This is a genomic window from Flavobacterium sp. Sr18 (assembly GCF_011064265.1).
In the GTDB taxonomy this organism is placed as follows: domain Bacteria; phylum Bacteroidota; class Bacteroidia; order Flavobacteriales; family Flavobacteriaceae; genus Flavobacterium; species Flavobacterium petrolei.
Window position 1 is genome coordinate 2,268,592 of sequence record NZ_CP049329.1, and the last position, 23,789, is coordinate 2,292,380.

Consider the following 23,789-nt stretch of genomic DNA (forward strand, 5'->3'; position numbering starts at 1 on the left):
CTGGGAGTCATGCCCCAGCTTCTCTTACCAAGTAAAACCTAAGAGACAATAATCCATCCTATGTGATGGAACGAGAATAAGAGAATACCGAAATGAACCTTAAAAATGAAGATTTCGCATTTACTGGCGATACTGGAGACCTAGAATTGCTCCAAAACGATTATAAGCTGTCAGAATCAGCACTGCGTTTCCCAAACGTGAATAGCATCCTAATCCCAAAGAAAGCAGAGTACAACCTACGCAAATACGTCTCGAAAGACCTGCTGAGAACCATTGACCCAAATATTGATATTGCAGTTGAAAAGTGTCTGGTGTTCCTTTATAACCTTGCCAGCACGTACTACACCGATGACAAATGGAAACGGTTAAGCTCAGAGATATTGCACCAGCAAACCAAATCTAAGGACAATACCTATATATACACTCAAATCATTGATGTGTTGAAATTCGGAACAAACACTGGGGCGTTTATCGAAGTGAATGACAGCTACGAAAAAGGAGGATATTCCAAAAAGTTCCGAATAACTGATACGTACCTAAAAGCGGGACTTATTGAGTATATCATCAAAGATACAGGGATTATCGGCAACCGTAACAAGATGTATTACGAGCAGTTATGCGAAGCTTTCGCAAATCCAATCTGCTCCAATCTCATTGCGATGTATCCAAAGATTGACTTGCCAACCAATGAAGAACTGCTGGCTATTGGAAAAAAACTAGCCAAAGATGGTCGCTGTACTAAAAAGAGCAAAATCCTAACCATGCGAAACAAGCATCTAAATGACTATTGGCTAGATGCTGATAACAGAAGTTTTGTTGAGGATAATATCAAGCTATTTGAGTTCCTGACAGGTCGAGGGTTTATGATTCCAAGTGCTGGAGATATGAACAGTGGCGGTCGTGTGGTGGACAGTTTCACGCTTATGCCAGCATGGATACGGGAGCAGATTACCATTGACGGTATAAAGCTGACCGAGTGTGATTACAGCGCATTGCATCCAAACATAGCCATTAAGCTGTATGATGGTTCGTTGGCGTACCTCACACACGGATTAGTGGCGGAAAAGGCTGGCATTGACCTCAAAAATGTTAAGATTGAACACCTGAGTTTTTTCAATAAAAAATGGGATGACATGCGAAGGTCTCCGTTATTTGGCTACTATTCCAACAATCAACCTGATATGCTGGCAAGGATTTACAAAGACAAAAGCGAACATGGTCACAAGATTACCTCTCAGAAGATGTTTGCCGTTGAGGTGGGTATCATGAGCTCAGTAATCAGGGATTTGAACGCTAAAGGAGTTTACGTGCTGTATGTGTATGATGCGCTTATTTGCGAGGAAAAGAACAGTGAACTGGTAGCCGAGACCATGAACAGGATTATTCTGGAGCATGGTGTTAAGACCAGTGTTAAGATTGATGAATTGACCTTGGAAACGAATGTGGAGTTGATTGAAATGATTCCAGAACCAGTAGCGGTGGAATTACCAAAATATGCGCTGGATGAAATGGTAAACCTATATGATATTTTAGCACAACTATCCTATGACGTTGAAAATGTGTTGAAAATTATTTCTAGCATTGACTGTTCCAACGTAGAAATGGGAGAACTTGTGGATTATTTTAATAAACAGAGTACTAAACAAAAGTATAATGATTACGATGGAGTACCGATAACAGAATCAATAATTTCAAAACTAAAAAGTTTAATAATAACTTAAATAATCAAATATCTGTTAATCCTGCTCCGCAGGATCAACAGATATTTTTTTAATTTTATAAAGACAACTTCAAGTCCAAGTCTGTCGTAAAACCATTTCTTCCATTTAACAAATTATAGAAAAAATTCAAATATAATCATGATTTACGAAACTAATGACTAAAATGAAACTGCTTCTTTTCGTTGATTGAAATACTTTCCTGTGTAATAAATTTGCAATCAAAATCCTCATTTTTAAAGTGTTTTTTAAACTTGTCCAAATAGAAACTTCTCAAAATAAATAAAATAAACTTGTTAGGAGAAATTGGCTTATTTATTGCAATTCTGCAATCTTTATAGTTTCCTAGCGTCAAATGCGACTTAGGATGGTCAAATTCAACATACTTTTTAACATCTGCATCATATTCAAACCTCATCGGTGTCGTTATAATCATTTTATCCGACATTTCACTGAAAAGAGTATTTCCATAATGTACATCCTCATAATCATCAGGATTTTGTTGAAGATTTTCAAATTCTGGATGTGGCAAATAAGCAAGACGATATGAAACTATGGATGAACCATCAAACTTATAAAAAAGCTGTATGAGAGCATGGTCAAGCAATTTAATATTGTATTGCATATTATTAAGACATTCATAATAAACATCCTTATAAGGTTGTCCTTTCAATACATGAGTTAGATTTTTATTACCAGACCAACTAACTGAATTATATGTTTGAGAAGGATAATTAAAAGAAACTGCAAATCCTTCTTTAATTAATTTATCAGTAATATGATATATGGACTTATAATATTCTTTAACTGGGTTAGCCATTATTTAGAAATTAAAAGTTTTAAAATCGGTTGCATCTCAGCTGGATAATCTTCAATGCTCATTTCACCACTATCAATTTTTTGAATTATACTAGGAAGTAACTCTGAAAGTTGGTCAATTTCTTTTTTATTTGTCACAAATTCATCATCTGATATGTCTCTTCTAATAGTATTCATATCGTCAATCTCTTCCTGTGAAGGATAAGTGAAATCTAAAACAAATTCTTTTGATTTAACTCTTTCATATTCATTTATTAATGCTTCCATTCTTTTTCCACAACCATATACCCTTACCCAAGCCTTACTTCTTGTCATTGCGGTAAACAAAATATTTCTTCTTCTTTGTAAATCTCTATCAGCTAGCATTGGATGCGAATAACATTCATCAGCATTGATTATATAAACCATTGGCACTTCATTACCTTTAGCCCTATTTATACCAGTAAAAGCAATCGAATTTGTCTCAAAAAAAACATCCGAATTCGATGCTCCAGTAATATGAGTTTTAAATCCTTTTTTAAACAAAATTGCTCTTATTATACTTACTTCAGATTTTGTTGTCAATGCAATTGGATTAATGACTATTATATCATTATATAATAATTCATCTTGTGTTAGATTTTTAATAATATCTTCAGCAACTCTTTCAGCCTGAGTTTCTTTATCAGGAAAAGATTTAAATATTATCAAGTCTTCAATATTGACATTATCTTCAATAAATTTATGAGTAGCTTCATCTTTTCTACTTAAAACAACATTATCTCCTTTTCGTAAAGAACCTGAACTAGTATGGTATCCTAAATCTTCCCACAATTCAGGTTGGTCAAAAAACTGAACTAAACCTTTATCTCTATATATACCAAAACCTAGCGCATGTGCAGTCGTTAACAAAGGTCTTGAATTTCGATAACACTTTTTTAAGATTATGTCATTCATGTCATCAACACCAAACATTGATTTAGGACTTCTTAAACTATAGCCAACACTAAGCTTTTGCAATTCATCATAAGCATAAATTAGATTTTTTTTCCCCTTAGCGTCTTTTCTTAACATGGTATATGCCATATTTAAAAAATTCTCAGATAAATCTTGTGCTTCATCAACTAATATTACATCATAAAGTTCCTTAATCATTGTTTGTTTTATCATTCCAAATGATTCTTTACAAGCCGCATCAAAAGGATGGTCTTTGTCCATCATACTTCGATAATCATGATAAATCACTCCATTTGTTTTGCAAAACTCATAATACACTCCTGTACTACTTGGGCTACCCCATGCTTGCATAATTCTAATCTTGTCAAAATTTGGTTTTCTACCCGTTTTCTGAATACAAAACAATTCAACTAAATCAATAAATTGATTTTTTAACGCTCTTGTGTTAAATGTAACAACAATATCTAAGTCAGAATTTGTAGCGTGTAAATATGCGGCTTTTAATGCTAAAACAATCGTTTTACCTGACCCTGCTAAACCTCTTATTCTCTGTATTCCTCCCTTATATTCAATTATTGCGGACTCTTGTTGACTGTCTAAATTTGCAATAGTTTCTTCTAAAAGTTTTATAATTGCACCTCTAGAATTTTCCAGTTTTACATATCTCCTATCACTATTAGTTTTAATTTTTACTATCGATTGCAAAACGGATATTACAGATATGATTAATTCTGGGTGTTCCCAATTATCTCTTTCTGTAATTATTTTTACTAAGCTTGCATAATCAGTTGCCGTTAAATCAAATTTTATATTTGAACAAGCGGGTGCGTAAGTAATTACTTCAATATTTACAGCCAAATTTCTTCCGATATTTAATTGCTTATATGGATGTAAAAGAGAATATAGCTTAGAATACAACTCATCTCTATACTCTGTCCTATCTTCTGCTTGAGTACCTTCGACTAAATCAAAAGCGATAATACCATACTCATTTGAAATCCAAAGTGCATCGAGAGTAATACTTTCTCCCCCTGTATATAGAATAGGATAACCAATATATAGTTTGCCATTTAAATCTACCTGAGACTTAAAAAAAGACCCCAGTCTTTCTGTTGAAGCAGGTGCATTACTCGATTGTCCGTGTTTTATATCAACCATTGAAGTATTATTTAAAAAAAGAAAACAAATATAGTCAATTGCAAAAATTTTCTGCTAATAAAGACAAAAGTTAATCAAACTTGGAAATTAAGAATATTATCATCTATTCAAAAAAAATAACTAATACAAACAATTAGATAAATATCATCCATAAACTCGTTAGATATTTTAATGCTTCACGCTCAGGTGTAAAGTGTGTTTAATTTTATATAAGCAATTGATAACTTTTTCAAATCTTCAATGAAAAGATTCGACAATTCAACTGTAACGGGTACAAAAACCGCTTCTAAAGAAGCGGTTTTTTTGGTTTTATATCACAATGAATTCCTGATAATCAAAGCGCTCTTGTTCTCAATTTGTTCTTTTTTCCCTTTTGTAATCATCTGTGCCAGTAACTTTCCCATGGCTTCAAAATTTGTTGATATGGTAGTGATTCCGTTTTCGACAACTTTTTTGAGTGGAGTTTCATTATAAGAAATAATACCATAATCACTGCCTAATTGTAGCTTCTGAATTTTTGATTTTTCAATAACACGAACCAAATCTCGGTCGCTTGGAATAATATACACTTCGCCTTTTTGTATTTCCCGATTCTTGAATTCAGTGATGATTTCATAATCGAATGCAAAGTCTTTGCAAAAATTCTCAAAACCTATTTTCATTCCCAATGGTTCGCGAAATCCCGGAAAAATCATAATCAGTTTCTTGTATTTGCTTAATTTGGTTTTTCCTTTTACTAATCCGTTATAAATGTCTTTAAGGTGATTTTGATAAATTGCAGGTAAAGATTTTAATTCTGGATTGGTCTGGTCTAAGATGCAAACATCGTTAACTGGTAGGGTTTTTATCATCGTGGCCGCGTCGACTAAATTAGTCGGCATGATAATGTATTTTGTATAATTACCGTTACTGTCATTTACCAGTTTTCGAAAAACAGAAGTGTTAAAATGATGAAAGAAAATGTCTACCTGAACATTATTTCCAATGTTTTCCAAAAACGAATTGTAGATGTCTTCCTTGAAAATATTCAATTCATCAAAAAGTAAAAATATCCTTTGTTTTATGGTGACTTCAACACTTTTTACATAATATCCTTTCCCAAGAATAGCATAGATTATTCCTCTTTTTTTTAACTCTTCATAGGCTTGCAAAACCGTGTCTCGGGACAAGGAGAATTCTAGGCAGACTTTGTTTACGGAGGGAAGTTTGTCCCCTTTTTGCAGGTTTTCGTCTTCTATTGCCTTCTCAACGGAGCTAATTATTTGTCGGTATTTAGGAACTCCAAGGTTGTTCTGAATCGAAATTATTGTCATACAGCAGTGAATTTCTCGGCAATATACAAAAACTGGTAGGTACTGGTATGTTAATGAAAACAATTATTTTACTTTTGGTTTTTCATATTTCATAATTAAATGACAAAAATAAAACACATATCATATTTTATAGCCAATTCTGAAGCAGAATTATTTGGTTTAGTGCCAGATGGCGAAGAGGTATCTATTTATCAGTTAATCAATAAAAATGGAATGGAAATAAAGGTTACCAATTATGGTGCAACCGTTACCTCCTTAAAAACACCATTAAAAAACGGCGAACTGGTTGATGTAGTTTTAGGTTTTGATACTTTAGATGCCTATTTGCAATCATTTAATCTAAAAAGTGCTCCTTACTTTGGGGCAACTGTAGGAAGATTTGCCGGAAGAATAAATAATGGCGAATTTAAACTGAACGAGGAAACGTTTCATTTGTATCAAAAAAATAACAATCATTCGCTTCATGGCGGAAATTTAGGCTTTAGCCAAAAAAATTGGAAAGTTAAAAATCTAGACAATGGCAGAAACCCATCAATTACCTTGTACTATGTTAGTGATGCTCAAGAAGAAAATTATCCAGGCGAATTGACCGTGGAGCTGACTTATACTTTGTCTGAAGAAAATGAATTAATTATAGAATACAAAGCGAACACTACTGAGGATACCATTGTGAATTTAACGCATCACAGCTATTTTAATCTTGATGGCCATCAATATACTGTTTCTGAACAGAAATTGATTGTAAATTCCGAAAAAACGGTAGAGACGACCGATGAAAATATTCCAACAGGAAGGTTTTTAAATGTGGCTGGTTCTTCTTTTGATTTTAAACAGCCAAAAAAATGTCCTTCAATAATTGATACTACGTTTGTTTTAGAAAAAGAAAATGAATTTTCAGCTTCGCTTTTTAGTAAAAAGAATAATCTGAAAATGACGGTTTATACGAATCAACCCGCGGTTCATATTTATGTAGGAGGAGATTGTTTTAATACTGTAAAAGGGAAAGAAAATGTAGATTATCATCCGTTGAGTGGCATTTGTTTTGAAACACAAAATTTTCCTGATGCACCAAATCACAAACATTTTCCGAGTTCCGTTTTGAAAAAAGAAGAGACTTATCATCATAAAACGATTTATAAATTTCAATCTTTTTAATTAAGAGATTTTAAAAGTTACAGTTCCTATTTGTTTAAGTTTTTATAAAAAAAAGATTTTGAGATATTGTATTTTCTTATTGCTAATTCTAATGGGTTTTTCTTCTGGAGAAATTCAGGCACAGTCACGATCAATAGTCAATATTGGATCTAATTGGAAATTTCAAAAAGGTGATTTTGAAGAGGCGTTTAAAGTAAATTTTAATGATTCGAAATGGGAAACCGTTACCGTACCACACGACTGGGCAATCTATGGTCCTTTTGATAAAAATGTAGATATTCAAAAGGTGGCTATCGTACAAAACGGAGAAACCGTAGCTACTGAAAAAACAGGTAGAACAGGAGCTTTGCCACATATTGGTACTGCTTGGTACCGCAACACAGTGCGTTTGCCAAAAGATGTGAAACACAAGAAAATCATCTTACTTTTTGAAGGCGCTATGAGCGAACCAGAAATTTATTGGAACGGAAAAAAAGTTGGCGAGTGGAAGTACGGTTACAGTTACTTTTATTTTGATATTTCGCAGTTTGTGCAAGAAGGCGATAATACACTGGCGGTTAAGTTAACCAATAAAGAGTTCGCTTCGCGCTGGTATCCGGGTGCGGGATTGTATCGAAACGTAAGTGTGATCATAAAAAACGAAGAAAGCATTGACCAATGGGGACAGTTTGTAACGACACCATTTATCAGTGAAAATGTGACCAAAGTTAACATTAAGACCAAAGCATCTGGAGAAAATACTCGTTTAGTCACCACTATTTTTGATGCTGAAGGACACAAACTAAATTCAGAGGAGTCGACTATACAATTCGGAAAAGAGTTCGATCAAAATATAAAAGTAGAAAAACTGAAATTGTGGAGCCCCGAAACTCCTTATTTGTATAAAGCGGTTTCCCAATTGTATGTTGGAAAAGAACTGAAAGATGAGAACACAACTGTTTTTGGAATTCGAGAAATAAAATATGAGGCTAATAAAGGCTTTAGTCTAAATGGAAAAGTGACTAAGTTCAAAGGTGTTTGTTTACACCACGACTTGGGTCCTCTTGGAGTTGCTGTAAACAAAGCGGCGCTTCGCAGGCAAATGCAAATTTTAAAAGATATGGGCTGCAATGCGATACGCAGTTCGCATAACATGCCTTCTTTCGAGCAATTGGAGCTGGCGGATGAAATGGGTTTTCTATTTTTAGCAGAGAGTTTTGATGAATGGGCAAAGCCAAAAGTAGAAAATGGGTATCATCGTTTTTTTGAAGAATATGCCGAAAAAGACATCGTGAATTTAGTACAAGCCACACGAAATCATCCCTCGATTGTGATGTGGAGTTCTGGAAACGAAGTGCCGGATCAATGGGGTGAAGAAGGAGTAAAACGTGCCAAATGGTTGCAGGAAATCTTTCATAGAGAAGATTCAACTCGTCCCGTTACAGTTGGTATGGATCAAGTAAAAGCAACTATTGAATCTGGTTTTGGTGCTTTGCTAGATATTCCAGGACTGAATTATCGCGTTCATTTATATGATGAAGCCTATAAAAAATTTCCTCAAGGGTTTATTTTAGGTTCAGAAACCGCTTCAACGGTTAGCTCCAGAGGGATTTATAAATTTCCTGTCGTTCAAGAAAAAATGAAACAATATCCAGATTTTCAATCTTCTTCTTATGATCTGGAAGCCTGCAGTTGGTCAAATGTACCCGATGAGGATTTTATACTTCAAGATGACAAACCGTGGGTAATTGGCGAATTTGTGTGGACGGGATTTGATTATTTAGGAGAACCTACGCCTTATGATGAAAGCTGGCCGTCGCGAAGTTCTTATTTTGGAATCAACGATTTAGCGGGTTTGCCTAAAGACCGTTATTATTTATACCGAAGCCGTTGGAACACGAAAGAAACTACCCTACACATCCTGCCACATTGGAACTGGGAAGGTCGTGAAGGTCAAACAACTCCTGTTTTTGTTTACACCAATTACAACAGTGCCGAGCTTTTTATCAACGGCAAGAGCATGGGTGTGCAGAAAAAAAATAACAATACACCACAAAATCGCTACCGTCTGATGTGGATGGATGTGAAATACGAGCCAGGAACGGTAAAAGTGGTGGCTTTTGATGACAACGGTAAGGCTGTTGAAGAAAAAGAAATGCATACTGCCGGCAAACCTTATCAAATTGTTTTAGATGCAGACAGGAAAACAATTGCTGCCAATGGAGAAGATATTTCTTTTGTAACCGTATCTGTAGTGGATCAAAATGGAATTGTTTGTCCTACAGCGACGAACCAATTGAAATTTAAGGTTACTGGAGCGGGTACTTACAGGGCGGCTTGCAATGGCGATGCCACTTCACTTGAAATGTTTCATAAAGATACCATGAAACTTTTTAGCGGAAAATTGGTAGTGCTTATAAAATCGAAAACAACCGCGGGTGATATACAACTTGAAGTGAATGGAGCAGGGCTAAAGAGCGGTAAATTGGCCTTGGCAGCAGCCAAATAAATAAAAAAGATAAGTAAGTATTGCAACTTTACTTTTGAAAACAAAAAATATAAAAACAGCCTTAAAGCTAAATGCAGTAACAGAAAATTTAGAAAACAACACACCATTAATTAAAATAAAATGAACGATTTATTAATTAAAAAAACGATAGCTTTCTTTGAAAAGAGCTTTGGTTCAGTGCCAAAGAAAATAGTTCTCTCTCCGGGAAGAATTAACATTATCGGAGAACATATTGACTATAATGATGGTTATGTTTTGCCAGCAGCAATTGACAAGATTATTTGTTTCGCTTTCGAAAAAAATTATACCAATACCTCAAAAATCATTGCTATAGATTTAGATGATTCGTTTGAAGTTGATTTGACAACGGACATGGAATTGACGGATAATGTATGGACAAATTACATTCGTGGAGTTATTAATCAATTGAAAATCAAAGGTTTTAAATTTGATGGGTTCAATTGTGTTTTTAGCAGTAACATTCCTGTAGGGTCAGGTTTGTCTTCTTCGGCAGCATTAGAATGCGGGTTTTTGTTTGGAATCAATGAGCTTTTTGACTTGAAAATAAAACCGGTAGATATTGCCTTAATGGGTCAAAGTGCGGAACATTGGGTGGGTATCAATTGCGGAATTATGGATCAGTTTTCGAGTGTTATGGGACAAGAAAACAAAGTCATAAAAATTGATTGCAGAACATTAGAATACGAATATCATAATGCTGATTTTAATGATTATTCTTTGATTTTATTTGATTCGAATGTCAAGCATTCCTTAATGACATCTGCTTATAATGAAAGAAGACAACAGTGTGAAGAAGGTATAGCGATTATAAAAAGTAATTTTCCGCAGATAACTAGTTTTAGAGATTGTAACGAACAACATGTTTTAGAATTGCAAGATGTAATGAGTGCCAATGTTTTCAAAAGATGTCTTTTTGTGGTAAAAGAAATCAAACGAGTAACTCAGGCTTGTAACGCTTTGGACAAAGGCGATATCGAAACCTTAGGCAAATTAATGTTCGAAACGCATCAAGGATTATCGGTTGATTATGAAGTAAGTTGTGCCGAATTAGACATGATTGTAGACACGCTTAAAAAGGAAGATGCCGTAGTAGGTTCCCGATTAATGGGCGGCGGTTTTGGAGGTTGCACCATCAATTTGATTAAAAAAGGGCATGAAGAGCGAATTAAAAAGCAACTTTCTGCACTTTATTTAGATACTTTCGGAATAGAATTAAAAATTTACGATGTTAAAATCGGAAATGGAACATCACTTTACATCGCATAATAATGAAAAATTTTGATATCAACGAAGATCCGCACAGACGTTATAATCCTTTAATCAACGAATGGGTTCTGGTTTCTCCACACCGTTCGAAACGTCCTTGGCAAGGACAGAATGAAACAGTAACTTCGGATACATTGCCAGAATATGACCCAACTTGTTATTTGTGTCCGGGAAATGTTCGTGCGAACGGAATGGTCAATCCGGACTATGAAAGTTCTTTTGTTTTTGAAAATGATTTTGCTGCTTTAAAGCAAGAAGAAATTGCTTTTGAAGAAAACAAAAATGAAACTTTTTTTAAAGCAAAACCAGAAAGAGGAATTTCTAGAGTAGTTTGTTTTTCGCCAAAACACAATTTGACATTGCCAGAAATGTCAGCCGATGCGATTGAAAATATCATTCATACTTGGCAAAAAGAATATACGGATTTGGGCAACGTAGATTATATCAACCATGTTCAGATTTTTGAAAATAAAGGAAGTGTGATGGGTTGCAGTAATCCCCATCCACACGGACAAATTTGGGCGCAATCTTCTTTGCCAACTGAAGTGGAGAAAACGCAAAGTAATCTAAAGGCCTATTTTGACAAACACAACAAAACGCTTTTAGAGGATTATGTAAAAGAAGAGCTGAAGTTAGATGAACGCATTGTGATTGATAATGATCATTTTGTGGCATTGGTTCCTTTTTGGGCGATTTGGCCGTATGAAACCATGATTGTCAGCAAGCGAAATGTGAATAAAATAACTGATTTTACGGAAGCGGAAGTGGTTGATTTTGCAATTATTCTAAAGCAATTGACAACCAAATACGACAACCTTTTTGAAACCTCTTTTCCATATTCATCAGGAATTCATCAATCGCCAACAGATGGAGAGTTGCATCCGGAATGGCATTTTCACATGCATTTTTATCCACCATTATTGCGTTCTGCAACTGTAAAGAAATTTATGGTAGGTTACGAAATGATGGGAGAATCACAAAGAGATATCACACCGGAGAAAAGTACTGAAATTTTAAAAAACCAATCAAACGTTCACTATAAACGACTAACCAAAACCTAAAAAATTTAACCAATGCAAACATTAGCAATCCAAGATTATATTGTTTTTTTATGTTATTTCATCCTGATTGTTGGGTATGGAATCTGGATTTACAATAAGAAAAAGAAAGAAGAAACGAGTAGTAAAGATTATTTTTTAGCCGAAGGATCACTTACTTGGTGGGCAATTGGCGCATCATTAATTGCTAGTAATATTAGTGCGGAGCAATTTATAGGGATGAGCGGAAGTGGTTTCAAGATGGGGTTAGCGATTGCTACTTATGAGTGGATGGCGGCTCTTACTTTGATTATTGTTGCCATTTTCTTTATCCCGGTGTATTTGAAAAACAAAATTTTCACTATGCCACAATACCTGAATCAAAGGTATAACAGCAATGTTGCCATGATTATGGCGGTATTTTGGTTGTTATTGTATGTCTTGGTCAATCTTACTTCCATATTGTATTTGGGAGCTTTGGCGATAAGCAGTATTTCTGGTTTGGATATCACATTATGTATGATTTTCTTAGCGTTTTTTGCGGTGATGATTACACTGGGCGGAATGAAAGTGATTGGATATACGGATGTTATTCAGGTTTTCTTTTTAATCTTGGGAGGTTTGGTAACTACGTATTTAGCTCTGAATTTAGTTGCCGAAGAGTTTGGTTCTACGGGAGTTATAAATGGTTTCAATTTGATGACGACACAAGCAAATGATCATTTCCACATGATTTTTGAAAAATCTAATCCTAATTATATGGATTTACCGGGATTGTCAGTTTTGATAGGAGGAATGTTAATCATCAATTTAAATTATTGGGGTTGCAACCAATACATTACGCAACGTGCATTGGGAGCTGACTTAAAAACAGCAAGAAATGGGATTTTGTTTGCTGCTTTCTTGAAATTGCTAATGCCTATAATTGTTGTTTTACCTGGGATTGCAGCTTTTGTATTGTATCAGAACGGGCATTTTGGTGCTGAAATGTTGCAAGATGGTACAGTAAATCCTGATCGTGCTTATCCAGTTTTGTTGAATTTGCTTCCGGTGGGTTTAAAAGGACTTTCGTTTGCAGCTTTAACCGCTGCGATTGTTGCTTCTTTAGCTGGAAAAGCGAATAGTATTGCTACAATTTTCACTTTGGATATTTACAAAACGAAACTGAATGTGGATGCCGATGAAAAAAAATTAGTTAACGTGGGGAAAAAAGCTATTGTTGTTGCAATGTTAATTGCAGTTATAGTAGCACCTTTTCTTGGAATTGATAAAAAAGGAGGGTTTCAATACATCCAAGAATATACGGGTTTTGTAAGTCCCGGCGTTTTTGCCATGTTTATTTTAGGATTCTTTTGGAAGAAAACAACTTCTAATGCGGCTTTATTTGCGACAATTGGTGGATTTATGTTCTCAATCTTGTTCAAATTCATGCCTGCTTTTGTAGACTTATCGTTCCTTCATGCAAGTGGTTTTTCAGTTCCAAATGCTAATGGTGTTTATGAAATTCCTTTTATTGACAGAATGGGATTTGTTTTCTTGATTTGCGTTATCGGAATGTACAGCATTAGTATGTATGAAACAGCAAGAGGCGTTAAAACAAATGGTCTGGAAATTGACAGAACTATGTTTAAAATGTCTCCAGGTTTTACTGTCGGGATGTTGATAGTACTTTCGCTTATTGCCGCTTTCTATACTATCTTCTGGTAGAAAATAGCTTAAATTCAAAAAAGCGATGGTTTCAATTATATTGAATTCATCGCTTTTTTATTTTATAATAAGGTCTTAAGAGAATTGCTGTAAATGATATAGATTTCTATAAAGATTGTTTTATGCTAAACGTGTTGTTTTTTAGAAGCAATAATCTACTAAAGTGTAGTTTTAGCAAAAAATATAAGGCACAAAAAAAGCCTTCGAATAACGAAAGCTTTAATGATATTTAAATTTCTTTTTAATTGTTAACTAACGCGTCTTGTTTCCAAGTTTTTACAGAAGCTATTCTGCTATTAGAATATTCTACTTCGTTCAGTTTGTTACTATTCCAAAAAAGCCATTTTCCAGTTTTCTCTCCATTTTCGTAATTAGCGACAGATAATTTGTTTCCATTTACGTCAAATGAAATCCAGATTCCTTCTAGTTTTCCATTTTTAAAGAAACCTTCTTGCTGTACTTTTCCGTTTTCATGGTAGTATGTAGTTTTGACTAAGTCACCTACAGCTTCTAATTTTGGGTTGTTTTCTTGAGCGAATGCTATTCCTGAAAATAGTAATGCGGTTAATATTATATATTTTTTCATGTTATTGGATTTTTAAATTCATATTGGCTTAACAAATATATAAAACATTTTACAATAAAAAAACTTTAAGTTAACAATTTAGTAACATTGAAGTGAAATTTAACATTGGGAATGAAATTTTCATGAAAAATCTAACACTAAAAAATGGTATTTCTCAATTCATTATTCATAATTAGTCCTAAATTTGCAGCGGTGTCCAAAGGGCAAAATAATCAAAAATTTAGAACATGTATAGAAGTCATAACTGTGGCGAATTGAATGCCTCACACATTAATACTGAAGTAACACTTGCGGGATGGGTACAAAAGTCGCGAGATAAAGGATTTATGAACTGGGTTGATTTACGGGACCGTTATGGAATTACGCAGTTAATTTTTGATGAAGGACGTACTGAAAAATCTGTTTTTGAGTTGGCTAAAACACTTGGTCGTGAATTTGTAATTCAGGTAAAAGGAACTGTTATTGAGCGGGAAGCCAAAAATAAAAATATTGCGACTGGTGAAATCGAAATTTTAGTGACAGAACTTACTATTCTTAACGCATCTCTTACGCCTCCTTTTACAATTGAAGATGAAACGGATGGTGGAGAAGATATCCGAATGAAATACCGTTACCTGGACATCCGAAGAAATCCGGTGAAAAATAGTTTGATGTTTCGTCATAAAGTAGCCATGGAAGTGCGTAAATATCTTTCGGATTTGGATTTCTGTGAAGTAGAAACGCCGTATTTGATCAAATCTACTCCCGAAGGAGCAAGAGATTTTGTGGTTCCTTCCAGAATGAATGAAGGACAGTTTTATGCATTGCCGCAATCTCCGCAAACGTTCAAGCAATTGTTGATGGTGGGCGGAATGGATAAGTACTTCCAGATTGTGAAATGTTTCCGTGACGAAGATTTACGTGCGGACAGACAACCGGAATTTACACAAATCGATTGCGAAATGGCTTTTGTGGAACAAGAAGACATTTTGAATGTTTTCGAAGGATTGACAAGACATTTATTAAAAGAAATAAAAGGTATAGAAGTAGAGAAATTCCCAAGAATTACCTATGAATATGCGATGAAAACCTACGGAAATGATAAACCGGATATCCGTTTCGGAATGGAGTTTGGGGAATTAAATGAAGTAGCACAGCACAAAGAATTCCCGGTTTTTAATGCTGCGGAATTTGTGGTTGGAATTGCAGTTCCTGGAGTTGGAAATTATACTCGTAAGGAAATTGATGGATTGATTGACTGGGTGAAGCGTCCACAAGTGGGTGCGTCCGGAATGGTTTATGTAAAATGCAATGAAGATGGAACTTATAAGTCATCTGTTGATAAATTTTACGATCAAGATGATTTAGCACAATGGGCCAAAATCACTAGTGCAAAACCAGGAGATATGATTTTTGTGCTTTCTGGTCCTACTGATAAAACAAGAACACAGTTAAGCGCATTAAGAATGGAATTGGCAACTCGTTTAGGATTGAGAAATCCAGCCGAATTTGCTCCTCTTTGGGTGGTTGATTTTCCTTTATTGGAATTTGATGAAGAAAGTGGTCGTTACCATGCCATGCACCATCCTTTTACATCTCCTAAGCCAGAAGATATGCACTTATTAGAAACAGATCCAGGGAAAGTTCGTGCTAATGCGTATGATATGGTTTTGAATGGAAATGAAATTGGCGGAGGTTCAATTCGTATTCATGATAAAGCTACACAACAATTGATGTTTAAATATTTAGGTTTCACCGAAGAAGAAGCTAAGGCTCAATTCGGATTTCTGATGGATGCATTTCAATTCGGTGCGCCACCTCATGGAGGTTTGGCTTTCGGATTGGATAGACTTGTTGCTATTCTTGGAGGACAAGAAACGATTCGTGACTTTATTGCTTTTCCAAAAAACAATTCCGGAAGGGATGTTATGATCGATGCGCCATCTGTAATCGATGAATCACAGTTAAAAGAGCTTCATATAAAATTAGCTTAGTTGCAATTGGTCGGAATAATTTGTTAGAAAACGTTGAATATCAATATTTTTACAAAATAAAAACAGAAGATAGTATTTCGTATTATATTAAATATTACATTTGCTTCATTATAAATTATTATTACAATTACAATGCGTACAGGTACAGTTAAATTTTTCAATGAGTCTAAAGGTTACGGATTCATTACAGACGAAGAAACAGGAAAAGACATTTTTGTTCATGCATCAGGAATCAACGCGGAAGAATTACGCGAAGGTGATAGAGTAAGCTATGAAGAAGAAGAAGGAAGAAAAGGAAAAGTTGCTGCGAAAGTAGCAGTTATCTAAGCATAAAAAATTAATTTTTTTTGCCTACGAATGGTAAAAACGTTTCGATTTATATCGAAGCGTTTTTTTTTGTACCTATGACATCCGAAAAAATAAGCTTGGTGTTTAAAATTGTTAAGTAAAAAAACGTTAAACAGATCTTAAGATAACGGTCTTTTCTTATTTATAATTAATAAAAATTGTAAATTTACATCGATGTAGTTAGGATGTATTTTTAAGTTTTAATTGTTATTTAATAATTTGAAAGTTATCTTTGCCACTTACTCTTAATAAAAAAACACACAATATGCAATCCGATCAATTAAATTATATTCCAATTGTCATGCAGTTCATTTTGGCTGTAGGTTTTGTAGTTGGTACAATATTGGTTTCAGGTAAATTAGGGCCTAAGCGTTCCTCTGAAGCAAAGGATAAAAACTTTGAATGTGGTATTGAATCTGTTGGAAACGCAAGAATTCCATTTTCAGTAAAATATTTCCTAGTTGCAATCTTATTTGTTTTGTTTGATGTTGAGGTAATTTTCTTGTATCCATGGGCGGTCAATTTCAAAGAGCTCGGCATGGAAGGAATGGTTAAGATGGTGATTTTTATGCTTTTACTTTTGGTGGGTTTTTTCTATATCATCAAAAAGAAAGCCCTAGAGTGGGAATAAAGATTTGTTTTAAATGCTGAATTTTAAAATATAAATGGTTTCATTTTAATTTGTAATTCAAAATTTGTAATTCAAAAAAATAAAAAATGAGTGATTCTAAAATAAATATGGTAGCGCCACCCGAAGGAGTTGTAGGAGAAGGTTTCTTCGCTACAAAACTGAATGATGTTGTGGGTATGGCTCGTGCTAATTCATTATGGCCATTACCTTTTGCGACTTCTTGTTGTGGTATAGAGTTTATGGCAACAATGGCGTCACACTATGATTTAGCTCGATTTGGTTCTGAACGGGTTAGTTTTTCTCCGCGTCAGGCCGATATGCTAATGGTGATGGGAACGATTTCAAAAAAAATGGCTCCTATTTTACGTCAGGTATATGAGCAAATGGCCGAACCTCGTTGGGTAATAGCGGTTGGTGCTTGTGCTTCCTCTGGAGGTATTTTTGATACTTATTCTGTTTTGCAAGGAATTGATAAGGTGATTCCGGTTGATGTTTATGTTCCGGGTTGTCCGCCAAGACCAGAACAAATTGTAGATGGAGTTATGAAATTGCAAGAGTTGGTTAGAACGGAATCGGTAAGAAGAAGAAGTTCGCCAGAATACCAAGAATTATTAGCTTCTTATAACATCAAATAAATAATGGCGCTAGAAACGATACAAATCCAAGAAAAATTAGTTGAAACATTTGATTCAGCTGTTTTTGAATTCAATCAAGAAAGAGATATATTTTCATTTGAAGTTGCTGCCGATAAAATTACGGCGGTTATTCTTTTTTTGAAAAATGACCCAATATTACGTTTTCATTTTTTAACTGATTTATGTGGAATCCACTATCCTGACAATGATGTTGATCATCAATTTGCAGTGGTGTATCATTTGCACAATTGGTACGAAAATAAAAGGATTAAAATCAAAGTGTTTATCAACGGTGAAAACCCGGAAATAAAAACAATATCAAATATTTTCTTGAGTTCTAACTGGATGGAGAGAGAAACGTTTGATTTTTATGGCATAAACTTCATTGGTCATCCGCAATTGAAACGTATTTTGAATATGGATGAAATGATTTCTTTTCCAATGCGAAAAGAATTCCCAATGGAAGACAGTGGAAGAACTGATAAAGATGACCGTTTCTTTGGAAGAACAACCGACAATTATTAAAAACACACACTATTATAATTTTTCACATTAAATAAATGTCAGAACTATTATTACCACCAGAGCATCGCTATGCTAAAAGAATTGCAGCCCAACTAAATGAAGATGGAAGCGAGCTTACTATTCTTAATTTGGGGCCAACTCACCCAGCTACACACGGTATTTTTCAAAATATCCTGTTGATGGATGGAGAAAGAATTCTGGAAGCGGAACCAACCATTGGTTACATTCACAGGGCTTTCGAAAAAATCGCCGAAAACCGTCCTTTTTACCAAATTACACCTCTTACCGATAGAATGAACTATTGTTCATCGCCTATAAATAATATGGGTTGGTGGATGACATTAGAAAAACTATTGGATATTGAAGTTCCTAAAAGAGCGCAATATTTAAGGGTTATTGTAATGGAATTGGCAAGAATCACGGATCACATCATCTGTAATTCAATTCTTGGTGTGGATACAGGAGCCTATACCGGATTTTTATATGTGTTTCAGTTTAGAGAAAAAGTATACGAAATCTACGAAGAAATTTGTGGTGCTCGTTTGACAACTAATATGGGAAGAATTGGTGGTTTCGAAAGAGATTGGTCACCAGAAGCTTTTAGAAAATTAGATGTGTTTTTAGAAGAATTTCCAGCAGCTTGGAAAGAATTTGAAAACTTATTCGAAAGAAATAGAATTTTTATTGACAGAACTGTAAATGTTGGAGCTATTACGGCTGAACAAGCTATGGCTTATGGGTTTACAGGTCCAAATTTACGTGCTGCAGGTGTTGATTATGATGTTCGTGTAGCGCAACCGTATTCTTCTTACGAAGATTTTGATTTTATTATTCCTGTTGGAAAATCGGGAGATACTTACGATCGTTTTTGTGTTCGTAATGCCGAAGTTTGGGAGAGTTTGAGTATCATTCGCCAAGCATTAGCAAAAATGCCGGAAGGAAATGACTTTCATGCGGATGTTCCAGATTATTACCTTCCCCCAAAAGAAGATGTATACACAAGTATGGAGTCATTGATTTACCATTTCAAAATCGTGATGGGTGAAGTTCCCGTTCCAGTTGCCGAAATATATCATCCTGTTGAAGGTGGAAACGGAGAGCTAGGTTTTTATTTGGTTACGGACGGAAGTCGAACTCCTTATAGATTGCATTTCCGCAGACCTTGTTTTATTTACTATCAAGCGTATCCAGAAATGATTAAAGGTTCATTACTGTCGGATGCAATTGTTATTTTGTCAAGTTTAAATGTTATTGCCGGAGAATTAGACGCTTAATAAAATTATAAATGATGAATTATGAATTTTGAATGAAAGTCAAAAACATTTGAAAATTAGAATTCAAAATTTGAAATAATAAAAAATGGAACGTACGTATCACAAACAAGAAATAAATATGACTGAAGAATTGATGTTGCGCATCAATGAATTAATCAGTCATTATCCTGAAGACAAAAGAAAATCGGCATTATTGCCTGTTTTACATGAAGTTCAAGATGCTCACGAGAATTGGTTGAGTATTGAATTAATGAATAAAGTAGCCGAAATCCTTTTGATTAAACCCATTGAAGTTTACGAAGTAGTGTCGTTTTATACGATGTACAACCAAAAGCCAGTTGGTAAATACATGTTCGAATTTTGTCAAACTTCTCCTTGTTGTTTGAACGGGGTTGAAGATTTAATGGATTACACTTGTGAAAAATTAGGTGTAAAAGTGGGTGAGCCTACTCCAGACGGTCTTTTTGAAGTGAGAGGAGTTGAGTGTTTAGGTGCTTGTGGTTACGCTCCAATGATGCAATTAGGCGATTTTTACAAAGAACATTTGACGGCAGCAAAAATCGATCAGCTAATTGAAGATTGCAAAAACGATACAATAATATTACACGATAAATAATATGTCACAAAAAATATTATTAGACAAAATAAATATTCCAGGAATTAAAACCTACGAAGTGTACCGTCAAAACGGGGGTTATGCTTCAGTAGAAAAAGCCCTAAAAACATTAACGCCGGACGAAGTTGTTGAAGAAGTGAAAACTTCCGGATTGCGTGGTCGTGGTGGAGCAGGTTTCCCAGCGGGAATGAAATGGAGTTTTATTGATAAAAAATCAGGAAAACCAAGACATTTAGTTTGTAATGCGGATGAATCAGAGCCTGGAACCTTCAAAGATCGTTATTTGATGGAATTTATTCCTCATTTATTGATTGAAGGAATGATCACTTCCAGTTATGCCTTGGGTGCAAACCTATCCTACATTTATATTCGTGGAGAATACATGTGGGTGTATAAAATATTAGAAAGAGCCATTAACGAAGCAAAAGCTGCTGGATTTTTGGGCAAAAATATATTAGGTTCAGGATACGATTTAGAACTTTATGTTCATTGTGGTGCCGGAGCTTACATTTGTGGTGAAGAAACTGCATTAATTGAATCCTTGGAAGGTAAAAGAGGAAATCCTCGTATCAAACCACCCTTTCCTGCAATTTCAGGACTTTGGGCAAATCCAACGGTCGTAAATAATGTGGAAACAATTGCCGCTGTGCCTTGGATTATCAATAATACAGGTGCAGAATATGCTAAAATTGGTATTGGGCGCTCTACAGGAACCAAATTAATTTCGGCTTCAGGACATGTCAAAAATCCTGGTGTTTATGAAATTGAATTGGGTTTAAGTGTTTACGAATTCATGAATTCTGATGAATATTTAGGCGGAATGAGTTCTGACAGACCTTTGAAGGCATTTGTACCAGGAGGAAGTTCTGTTCCCGTTTTACCTGCACATTTAATTTATAAAACGGCAAACGGTGAAGACCGTTTGATGTCCTACGAATCGTTAAGTGACGGTGGATTTGCAACTGGTTCTATGTTAGGATCAGGTGGATTTATTGTTTACAATGATACATCTTGCATCGTTCGCAATACTTGGAACTTCTCTCGTTTTTATCACCATGAAAGCTGTGGACAATGTTCTCCTTGTCGTGAAGGTACAGGATGGATGGAAAAAGTATTGCACCGAATTGAAAATGGTCACGGTCGTGAAGAAGATATTGATTTGCTATTGAGCATTCAAAGTAAAATTGAAGGAAACACCATTTGCCCATTAGGTGATGCGGCAGCTTGGCCAGTGGCAGCAGCAATTCGTCATTTTAGAGAAGAGTTTGAATACCATATTCGTTTCCCGGAAAAAATAAAGAATAGAGATCATTTTGTTGCGGAACCTTTTGAAAAAGTAAAGCATTTAGTTTCTAAAGTAATCGTATAAAGTCAAGAATTTCAGAAAATGAAAGTAACCATAGACGGTCAAAGCATAGAAGTAGAACCAGGAACAACAATCCTGCAGGCAGCACGTATGATAGGTGGAGAAGTAGTTCCGCCAGCAATGTGCTATTATTCTAAACTAAAAGGTAGCGGTGGAAAATGTCGTTGTTGTTTAGTGGAAGTTGCAAAAGGAAGTGAAGCTGATCCAAGACCAATGCCTAAATTAATGGCATCTTGTGTAACAGGTTGTATGGACGGAATGGAAGTGAACAGTAAATCTTCACCGAGAGTTCAAGAAGCCAGAAAATCAGTAACAGAATTTTTATTGATTAATCACCCGTTAGATTGTCCAGTTTGTGATCAGGCAGGAGAATGTGATTTGCAAAACTTAAGCTTTGAGCACGGGAAATCAGAAACTCGTTTTATCGAAGAAAAAAGAACTTTTGAGCCAGAAAATATTGGTCCAAATATTCAATTGCACATGAACCGTTGCATCCTTTGTTACCGTTGTGTAATGGTTGCAGATCAGTTGACTGACGATCGTGTTCACGGAGTAATGGATAGAGGAGATCATTCTAATATATCAACTTGTATTTCTAAAGCGGTTGATAATGAATTCTCCGGAAATATGATTGATGTTTGTCCGGTAGGTGCTTTAACTGATAAAACATTTAGATTTAAATCTAGAGTTTGGTTCAGCAAGCCTTATAATGCGCACAGAGATTGCCCTACTTGTTCTGGAAAAACTACCGTTTGGATGTTTGGTGACGAAATCCAACGTGTTACCGGACGAAAAGATGAATATCATGAAGTAGACGAATTTATTTGTAATGGTTGTCGTTTTGATCATAAAGAAATAAAAGACTGGGTTATTGAAGGACCAAGAGCATTCGAAAAAGACTCGGTTATCAACCAAAATAAATACAACAGGAAATTACAGAAAGTTGAAATCGCTACTGAAGATCATATCCTTTTAGGTAGAGAAGAAGACCGTAAGAAAATAAGCATGGTTGAGATTCCATTGACCGAAGAAGACATTATTAATCAAAAAAGCTTGGGTAATAATGGATAGTACTATTATCATAGAAAAAAGTGTCATTATTGTTGCCGTTTTTGCTTTGACAATGTTGATGGCAATGTATTCCACTTGGGCGGAACGAAAAGTTGCCGCTTGGCTTCAAGACCGTGTTGGACCAAATAGAGCTGGTCCCTTTGGATTATTTCAACCGCTTGCTGATGGTTTAAAATTATTCTCGAAAGAGGAATTTGAACCAAATACACCAAACAGATTTTTGTTTTTTGTAGGTCCTGCAATTGCAATGAGTACCGCATTAATGACAAGTGCCGTAATTCCTTGGGGAGACAGATTGCATTTGTTTGGAAGAGATATTTTATTGCAGGCGACTGATTTAAACATTGGGTTGTTATACTTTTTTGGAGTAGTATCAGTGGGTGTTTACGGAATCATGATTGGTGGCTGGGCATCTAATAATAAGTTCTCTTTGATTAGTGCCGTACGTGCTGCTTCGCAAATGGTATCGTATGAAATTGCTATGGGTTTATCCATAATTGCATTGCTGATGATGACTGGAACTTTAAGTCTAAGAGAAATATCTGAGCAACAAGCTGGAATGAATTGGAATGTTTTTTATCAGCCTCTATCTTTTATTATTTTTCTAATCTGTGCTTTTGCAGAAGCAAATAGAACTCCTTTTGACTTAGCGGAATGCGAAAGTGAATTGATTGGAGGGTATCACACGGAGTATTCTTCGATGAAAATGGGATTTTATTTATTTGCTGAATATGCGAATATGTTTATCTCTTCCACTATTTTAGCGGTTTTATTCTTTGGAGGATATAATTATCCGGGAATGAGTTGGGTTGTTGAAAATTGGGGTGTAAATATTGCCAATATTTTAGGATTTGGTGCTTTGTTTATCAAATTATGTGGATTCATCTTTTTCTATATGTGGGTTCGTTGGACCATTCCAAGATTTAGATATGATCAATTGATGCATTTAGGATGGAAAATTCTAATCCCGTTAGCGATTATTAATATTATAATTACTGGAATTGTAATTTTGCGAGCAGATATTGCTGCATATTTAGGATTTTAATAAGTACCGAAAAGCCCTAGCCCTGATAGCAGTAGAAATCCTTTTATGTTTTTTCTTTAAAAACATAAAAGATTGAAACGAATAGCAGGATTAAGCTTCAA

General features: G+C 35.0%; 20 protein-coding genes. 16 read left to right on the forward strand and 4 right to left on the reverse strand.

The annotated features are described in order from the left end of the window. Positions 1–380 precede the first annotated feature (380 nt). Positions 381–1,721 (forward strand): hypothetical protein, encoded by a 1,341-nt coding sequence (locus G7A72_RS10025; protein WP_165152359.1) that lies wholly within the window; start codon positions 381–383, stop codon positions 1,719–1,721. A gap of 151 nt (positions 1,722–1,872) precedes the next feature. Here G7A72_RS10025 and G7A72_RS10030 read toward each other — a convergent pair whose 3' ends face one another. The 3 genes from G7A72_RS10030 to G7A72_RS10040 all read right to left on the reverse strand — a co-directional run bounded on the left by G7A72_RS10030 (position 1,873) and on the right by G7A72_RS10040 (position 5,944). After that, entirely contained in the window at positions 1,873–2,538 is a 666-nt protein-coding gene (locus G7A72_RS10030; protein ID WP_165152360.1) for a DUF2290 domain-containing protein, read from the reverse strand. After that, positions 2,538–4,631, reverse strand: coding sequence for a DEAD/DEAH box helicase (locus tag G7A72_RS10035; RefSeq protein ID WP_165152361.1), 2,094 nt, complete (start codon positions 4,629–4,631; stop codon positions 2,538–2,540). The genes G7A72_RS10030 and G7A72_RS10035 overlap by 1 nt, the downstream gene beginning before the upstream one ends. A gap of 314 nt (positions 4,632–4,945) precedes the next feature. Next, positions 4,946–5,944 (reverse strand): GntR family transcriptional regulator, encoded by a 999-nt coding sequence (locus G7A72_RS10040; protein ID WP_165152362.1) that lies wholly within the window; start codon positions 5,942–5,944, stop codon positions 4,946–4,948. Positions 5,945–6,043: 99 nt separating this feature from the next. Here G7A72_RS10040 and G7A72_RS10045 point away from each other — a divergent pair, with 99 nt between their 5' ends. The 5 genes from G7A72_RS10045 (at position 6,044) to G7A72_RS10065 (ending at position 13,618) form a co-directional block, all read left to right on the forward strand. Then, positions 6,044–7,099, forward strand: coding sequence for an aldose epimerase family protein (locus G7A72_RS10045; RefSeq protein ID WP_165152363.1), 1,056 nt, complete (start codon positions 6,044–6,046; stop codon positions 7,097–7,099). A gap of 91 nt (positions 7,100–7,190) precedes the next feature. Further along, entirely contained in the window at positions 7,191–9,587 is a 2,397-nt protein-coding gene (locus tag G7A72_RS10050; protein ID WP_165153733.1) for a DUF4982 domain-containing protein, read from the forward strand. Positions 9,588–9,707: 120 nt separating this feature from the next. Beyond that, positions 9,708–10,874, forward strand: a complete 1,167-nt coding sequence (gene galK, locus G7A72_RS10055; protein WP_165152364.1) for a galactokinase — start codon at positions 9,708–9,710, stop codon at positions 10,872–10,874. Positions 10,875–10,876: 2 nt separating this feature from the next. Beyond that, positions 10,877–11,935 carry a UDP-glucose--hexose-1-phosphate uridylyltransferase gene (locus G7A72_RS10060; protein ID WP_165152365.1) on the forward strand — a complete coding sequence of 353 codons (1,059 nt, stop codon included), beginning with the start codon at positions 10,877–10,879 and terminating at the stop codon, positions 11,933–11,935. A gap of 12 nt (positions 11,936–11,947) precedes the next feature. Further along, the gene (locus tag G7A72_RS10065; protein ID WP_113664549.1) at positions 11,948–13,618 is read left to right on the forward strand and encodes a sodium/sugar symporter; all 1,671 of its coding nucleotides are present in this window, start codon (positions 11,948–11,950) and stop codon (positions 13,616–13,618) included. 241 nt (positions 13,619–13,859) lie between these two features. On the opposite strand, the gene G7A72_RS10070 is transcribed toward G7A72_RS10065, so the two are convergent. After that, positions 13,860–14,204, reverse strand: a complete 345-nt coding sequence (locus G7A72_RS10070; RefSeq protein ID WP_165152366.1) for a toxin-antitoxin system YwqK family antitoxin — start codon at positions 14,202–14,204, stop codon at positions 13,860–13,862. Positions 14,205–14,431: 227 nt separating this feature from the next. Between G7A72_RS10070 and aspS the strand changes: the two genes are divergently transcribed. From aspS to nuoH, 10 genes are all read left to right on the forward strand, one after another. Continuing rightward, entirely contained in the window at positions 14,432–16,177 is a 1,746-nt protein-coding gene (gene aspS / locus G7A72_RS10075; RefSeq protein WP_165152367.1) for an aspartate--tRNA ligase, read from the forward strand. Between the two features lie 132 nt (positions 16,178–16,309). Continuing rightward, positions 16,310–16,504 carry a cold-shock protein gene (locus G7A72_RS10080; RefSeq protein WP_007137066.1) on the forward strand — a complete coding sequence of 65 codons (195 nt, stop codon included), beginning with the start codon at positions 16,310–16,312 and terminating at the stop codon, positions 16,502–16,504. A gap of 286 nt (positions 16,505–16,790) precedes the next feature. Continuing rightward, positions 16,791–17,156: an NADH-quinone oxidoreductase subunit A gene (locus G7A72_RS10085; RefSeq protein WP_113664546.1), complete on the forward strand. Its 366-nt coding sequence runs from the start codon at positions 16,791–16,793 to the stop codon at positions 17,154–17,156. A gap of 86 nt (positions 17,157–17,242) precedes the next feature. Then, positions 17,243–17,791 carry an NADH-quinone oxidoreductase subunit B gene (locus G7A72_RS10090; protein WP_113664545.1) on the forward strand — a complete coding sequence of 183 codons (549 nt, stop codon included), beginning with the start codon at positions 17,243–17,245 and terminating at the stop codon, positions 17,789–17,791. Between the two features lie 3 nt (positions 17,792–17,794). Beyond that, on the forward strand, positions 17,795–18,316 hold the full coding sequence (locus G7A72_RS10095) for an NADH-quinone oxidoreductase subunit C (protein WP_113664544.1): 522 nt from the start codon (positions 17,795–17,797) through the stop codon (positions 18,314–18,316). A gap of 35 nt (positions 18,317–18,351) precedes the next feature. After that, complete coding sequence (locus G7A72_RS10100) at positions 18,352–19,590, forward strand: NADH-quinone oxidoreductase subunit D (protein WP_165152368.1); 1,239 nt, start codon at positions 18,352–18,354, stop codon at positions 19,588–19,590. Between the two features lie 85 nt (positions 19,591–19,675). Continuing rightward, a complete protein-coding gene (locus G7A72_RS10105) occupies positions 19,676–20,206 on the forward strand; it encodes an NAD(P)H-dependent oxidoreductase subunit E (RefSeq protein WP_165152369.1) in 531 nt (176 codons plus the stop codon). Between the two features lies 1 nt (position 20,207). Beyond that, positions 20,208–21,575, forward strand: coding sequence for an NADH-quinone oxidoreductase subunit NuoF (nuoF, locus tag G7A72_RS10110; protein WP_165152370.1), 1,368 nt, complete (start codon positions 20,208–20,210; stop codon positions 21,573–21,575). An 18-nt stretch (positions 21,576–21,593) separates the two neighbouring features. After that, complete coding sequence (locus G7A72_RS10115; RefSeq protein ID WP_113664540.1) at positions 21,594–22,643, forward strand: 2Fe-2S iron-sulfur cluster-binding protein; 1,050 nt, start codon at positions 21,594–21,596, stop codon at positions 22,641–22,643. Next, the gene (nuoH, locus tag G7A72_RS10120) at positions 22,636–23,688 is read left to right on the forward strand and encodes an NADH-quinone oxidoreductase subunit NuoH (RefSeq protein ID WP_113664539.1); all 1,053 of its coding nucleotides are present in this window, start codon (positions 22,636–22,638) and stop codon (positions 23,686–23,688) included. The genes G7A72_RS10115 and nuoH overlap by 8 nt, the downstream gene beginning before the upstream one ends. Positions 23,689–23,789: the final 101 nt, after the last annotated feature.

Bases quoted from the DNA above. Each gene is read 5' to 3' on its own strand.
- G7A72_RS10030 (WP_165152360.1), bottom strand. From the start codon at position 2,538: ATGGCTAACCCAGTTAAAGAATATTATAAGTCCATATATCATATTACT.
- G7A72_RS10035 (WP_165152361.1), bottom strand. From the start codon at position 4,631: ATGGTTGATATAAAACACGGACAATCGAGTAATGCACCTGCTTCAACA.
- G7A72_RS10040 (WP_165152362.1), bottom strand. From the start codon at position 5,944: ATGACAATAATTTCGATTCAGAACAACCTTGGAGTTCCTAAATACCGA.
- G7A72_RS10045 (WP_165152363.1), top strand. From the start codon at position 6,044: ATGACAAAAATAAAACACATATCATATTTTATAGCCAATTCTGAAGCA.
- G7A72_RS10050 (WP_165153733.1), top strand. From the start codon at position 7,191: ATGGGTTTTTCTTCTGGAGAAATTCAGGCACAGTCACGATCAATAGTC.
- galK (WP_165152364.1), top strand. From the start codon at position 9,708: ATGAACGATTTATTAATTAAAAAAACGATAGCTTTCTTTGAAAAGAGC.
- G7A72_RS10060 (WP_165152365.1), top strand. From the start codon at position 10,877: ATGAAAAATTTTGATATCAACGAAGATCCGCACAGACGTTATAATCCT.
- G7A72_RS10065 (WP_113664549.1), top strand. From the start codon at position 11,948: ATGCAAACATTAGCAATCCAAGATTATATTGTTTTTTTATGTTATTTC.
- G7A72_RS10070 (WP_165152366.1), bottom strand. From the start codon at position 14,204: ATGAAAAAATATATAATATTAACCGCATTACTATTTTCAGGAATAGCA.
- aspS (WP_165152367.1), top strand. From the start codon at position 14,432: ATGTATAGAAGTCATAACTGTGGCGAATTGAATGCCTCACACATTAAT.
- G7A72_RS10080 (WP_007137066.1), top strand. From the start codon at position 16,310: ATGCGTACAGGTACAGTTAAATTTTTCAATGAGTCTAAAGGTTACGGA.
- G7A72_RS10085 (WP_113664546.1), top strand. From the start codon at position 16,791: ATGCAATCCGATCAATTAAATTATATTCCAATTGTCATGCAGTTCATT.
- G7A72_RS10090 (WP_113664545.1), top strand. From the start codon at position 17,243: ATGAGTGATTCTAAAATAAATATGGTAGCGCCACCCGAAGGAGTTGTA.
- G7A72_RS10095 (WP_113664544.1), top strand. From the start codon at position 17,795: ATGGCGCTAGAAACGATACAAATCCAAGAAAAATTAGTTGAAACATTT.
- G7A72_RS10100 (WP_165152368.1), top strand. From the start codon at position 18,352: ATGTCAGAACTATTATTACCACCAGAGCATCGCTATGCTAAAAGAATT.
- G7A72_RS10105 (WP_165152369.1), top strand. From the start codon at position 19,676: ATGGAACGTACGTATCACAAACAAGAAATAAATATGACTGAAGAATTG.
- nuoF (WP_165152370.1), top strand. From the start codon at position 20,208: ATGTCACAAAAAATATTATTAGACAAAATAAATATTCCAGGAATTAAA.
- G7A72_RS10115 (WP_113664540.1), top strand. From the start codon at position 21,594: ATGAAAGTAACCATAGACGGTCAAAGCATAGAAGTAGAACCAGGAACA.
- nuoH (WP_113664539.1), top strand. From the start codon at position 22,636: ATGGATAGTACTATTATCATAGAAAAAAGTGTCATTATTGTTGCCGTT.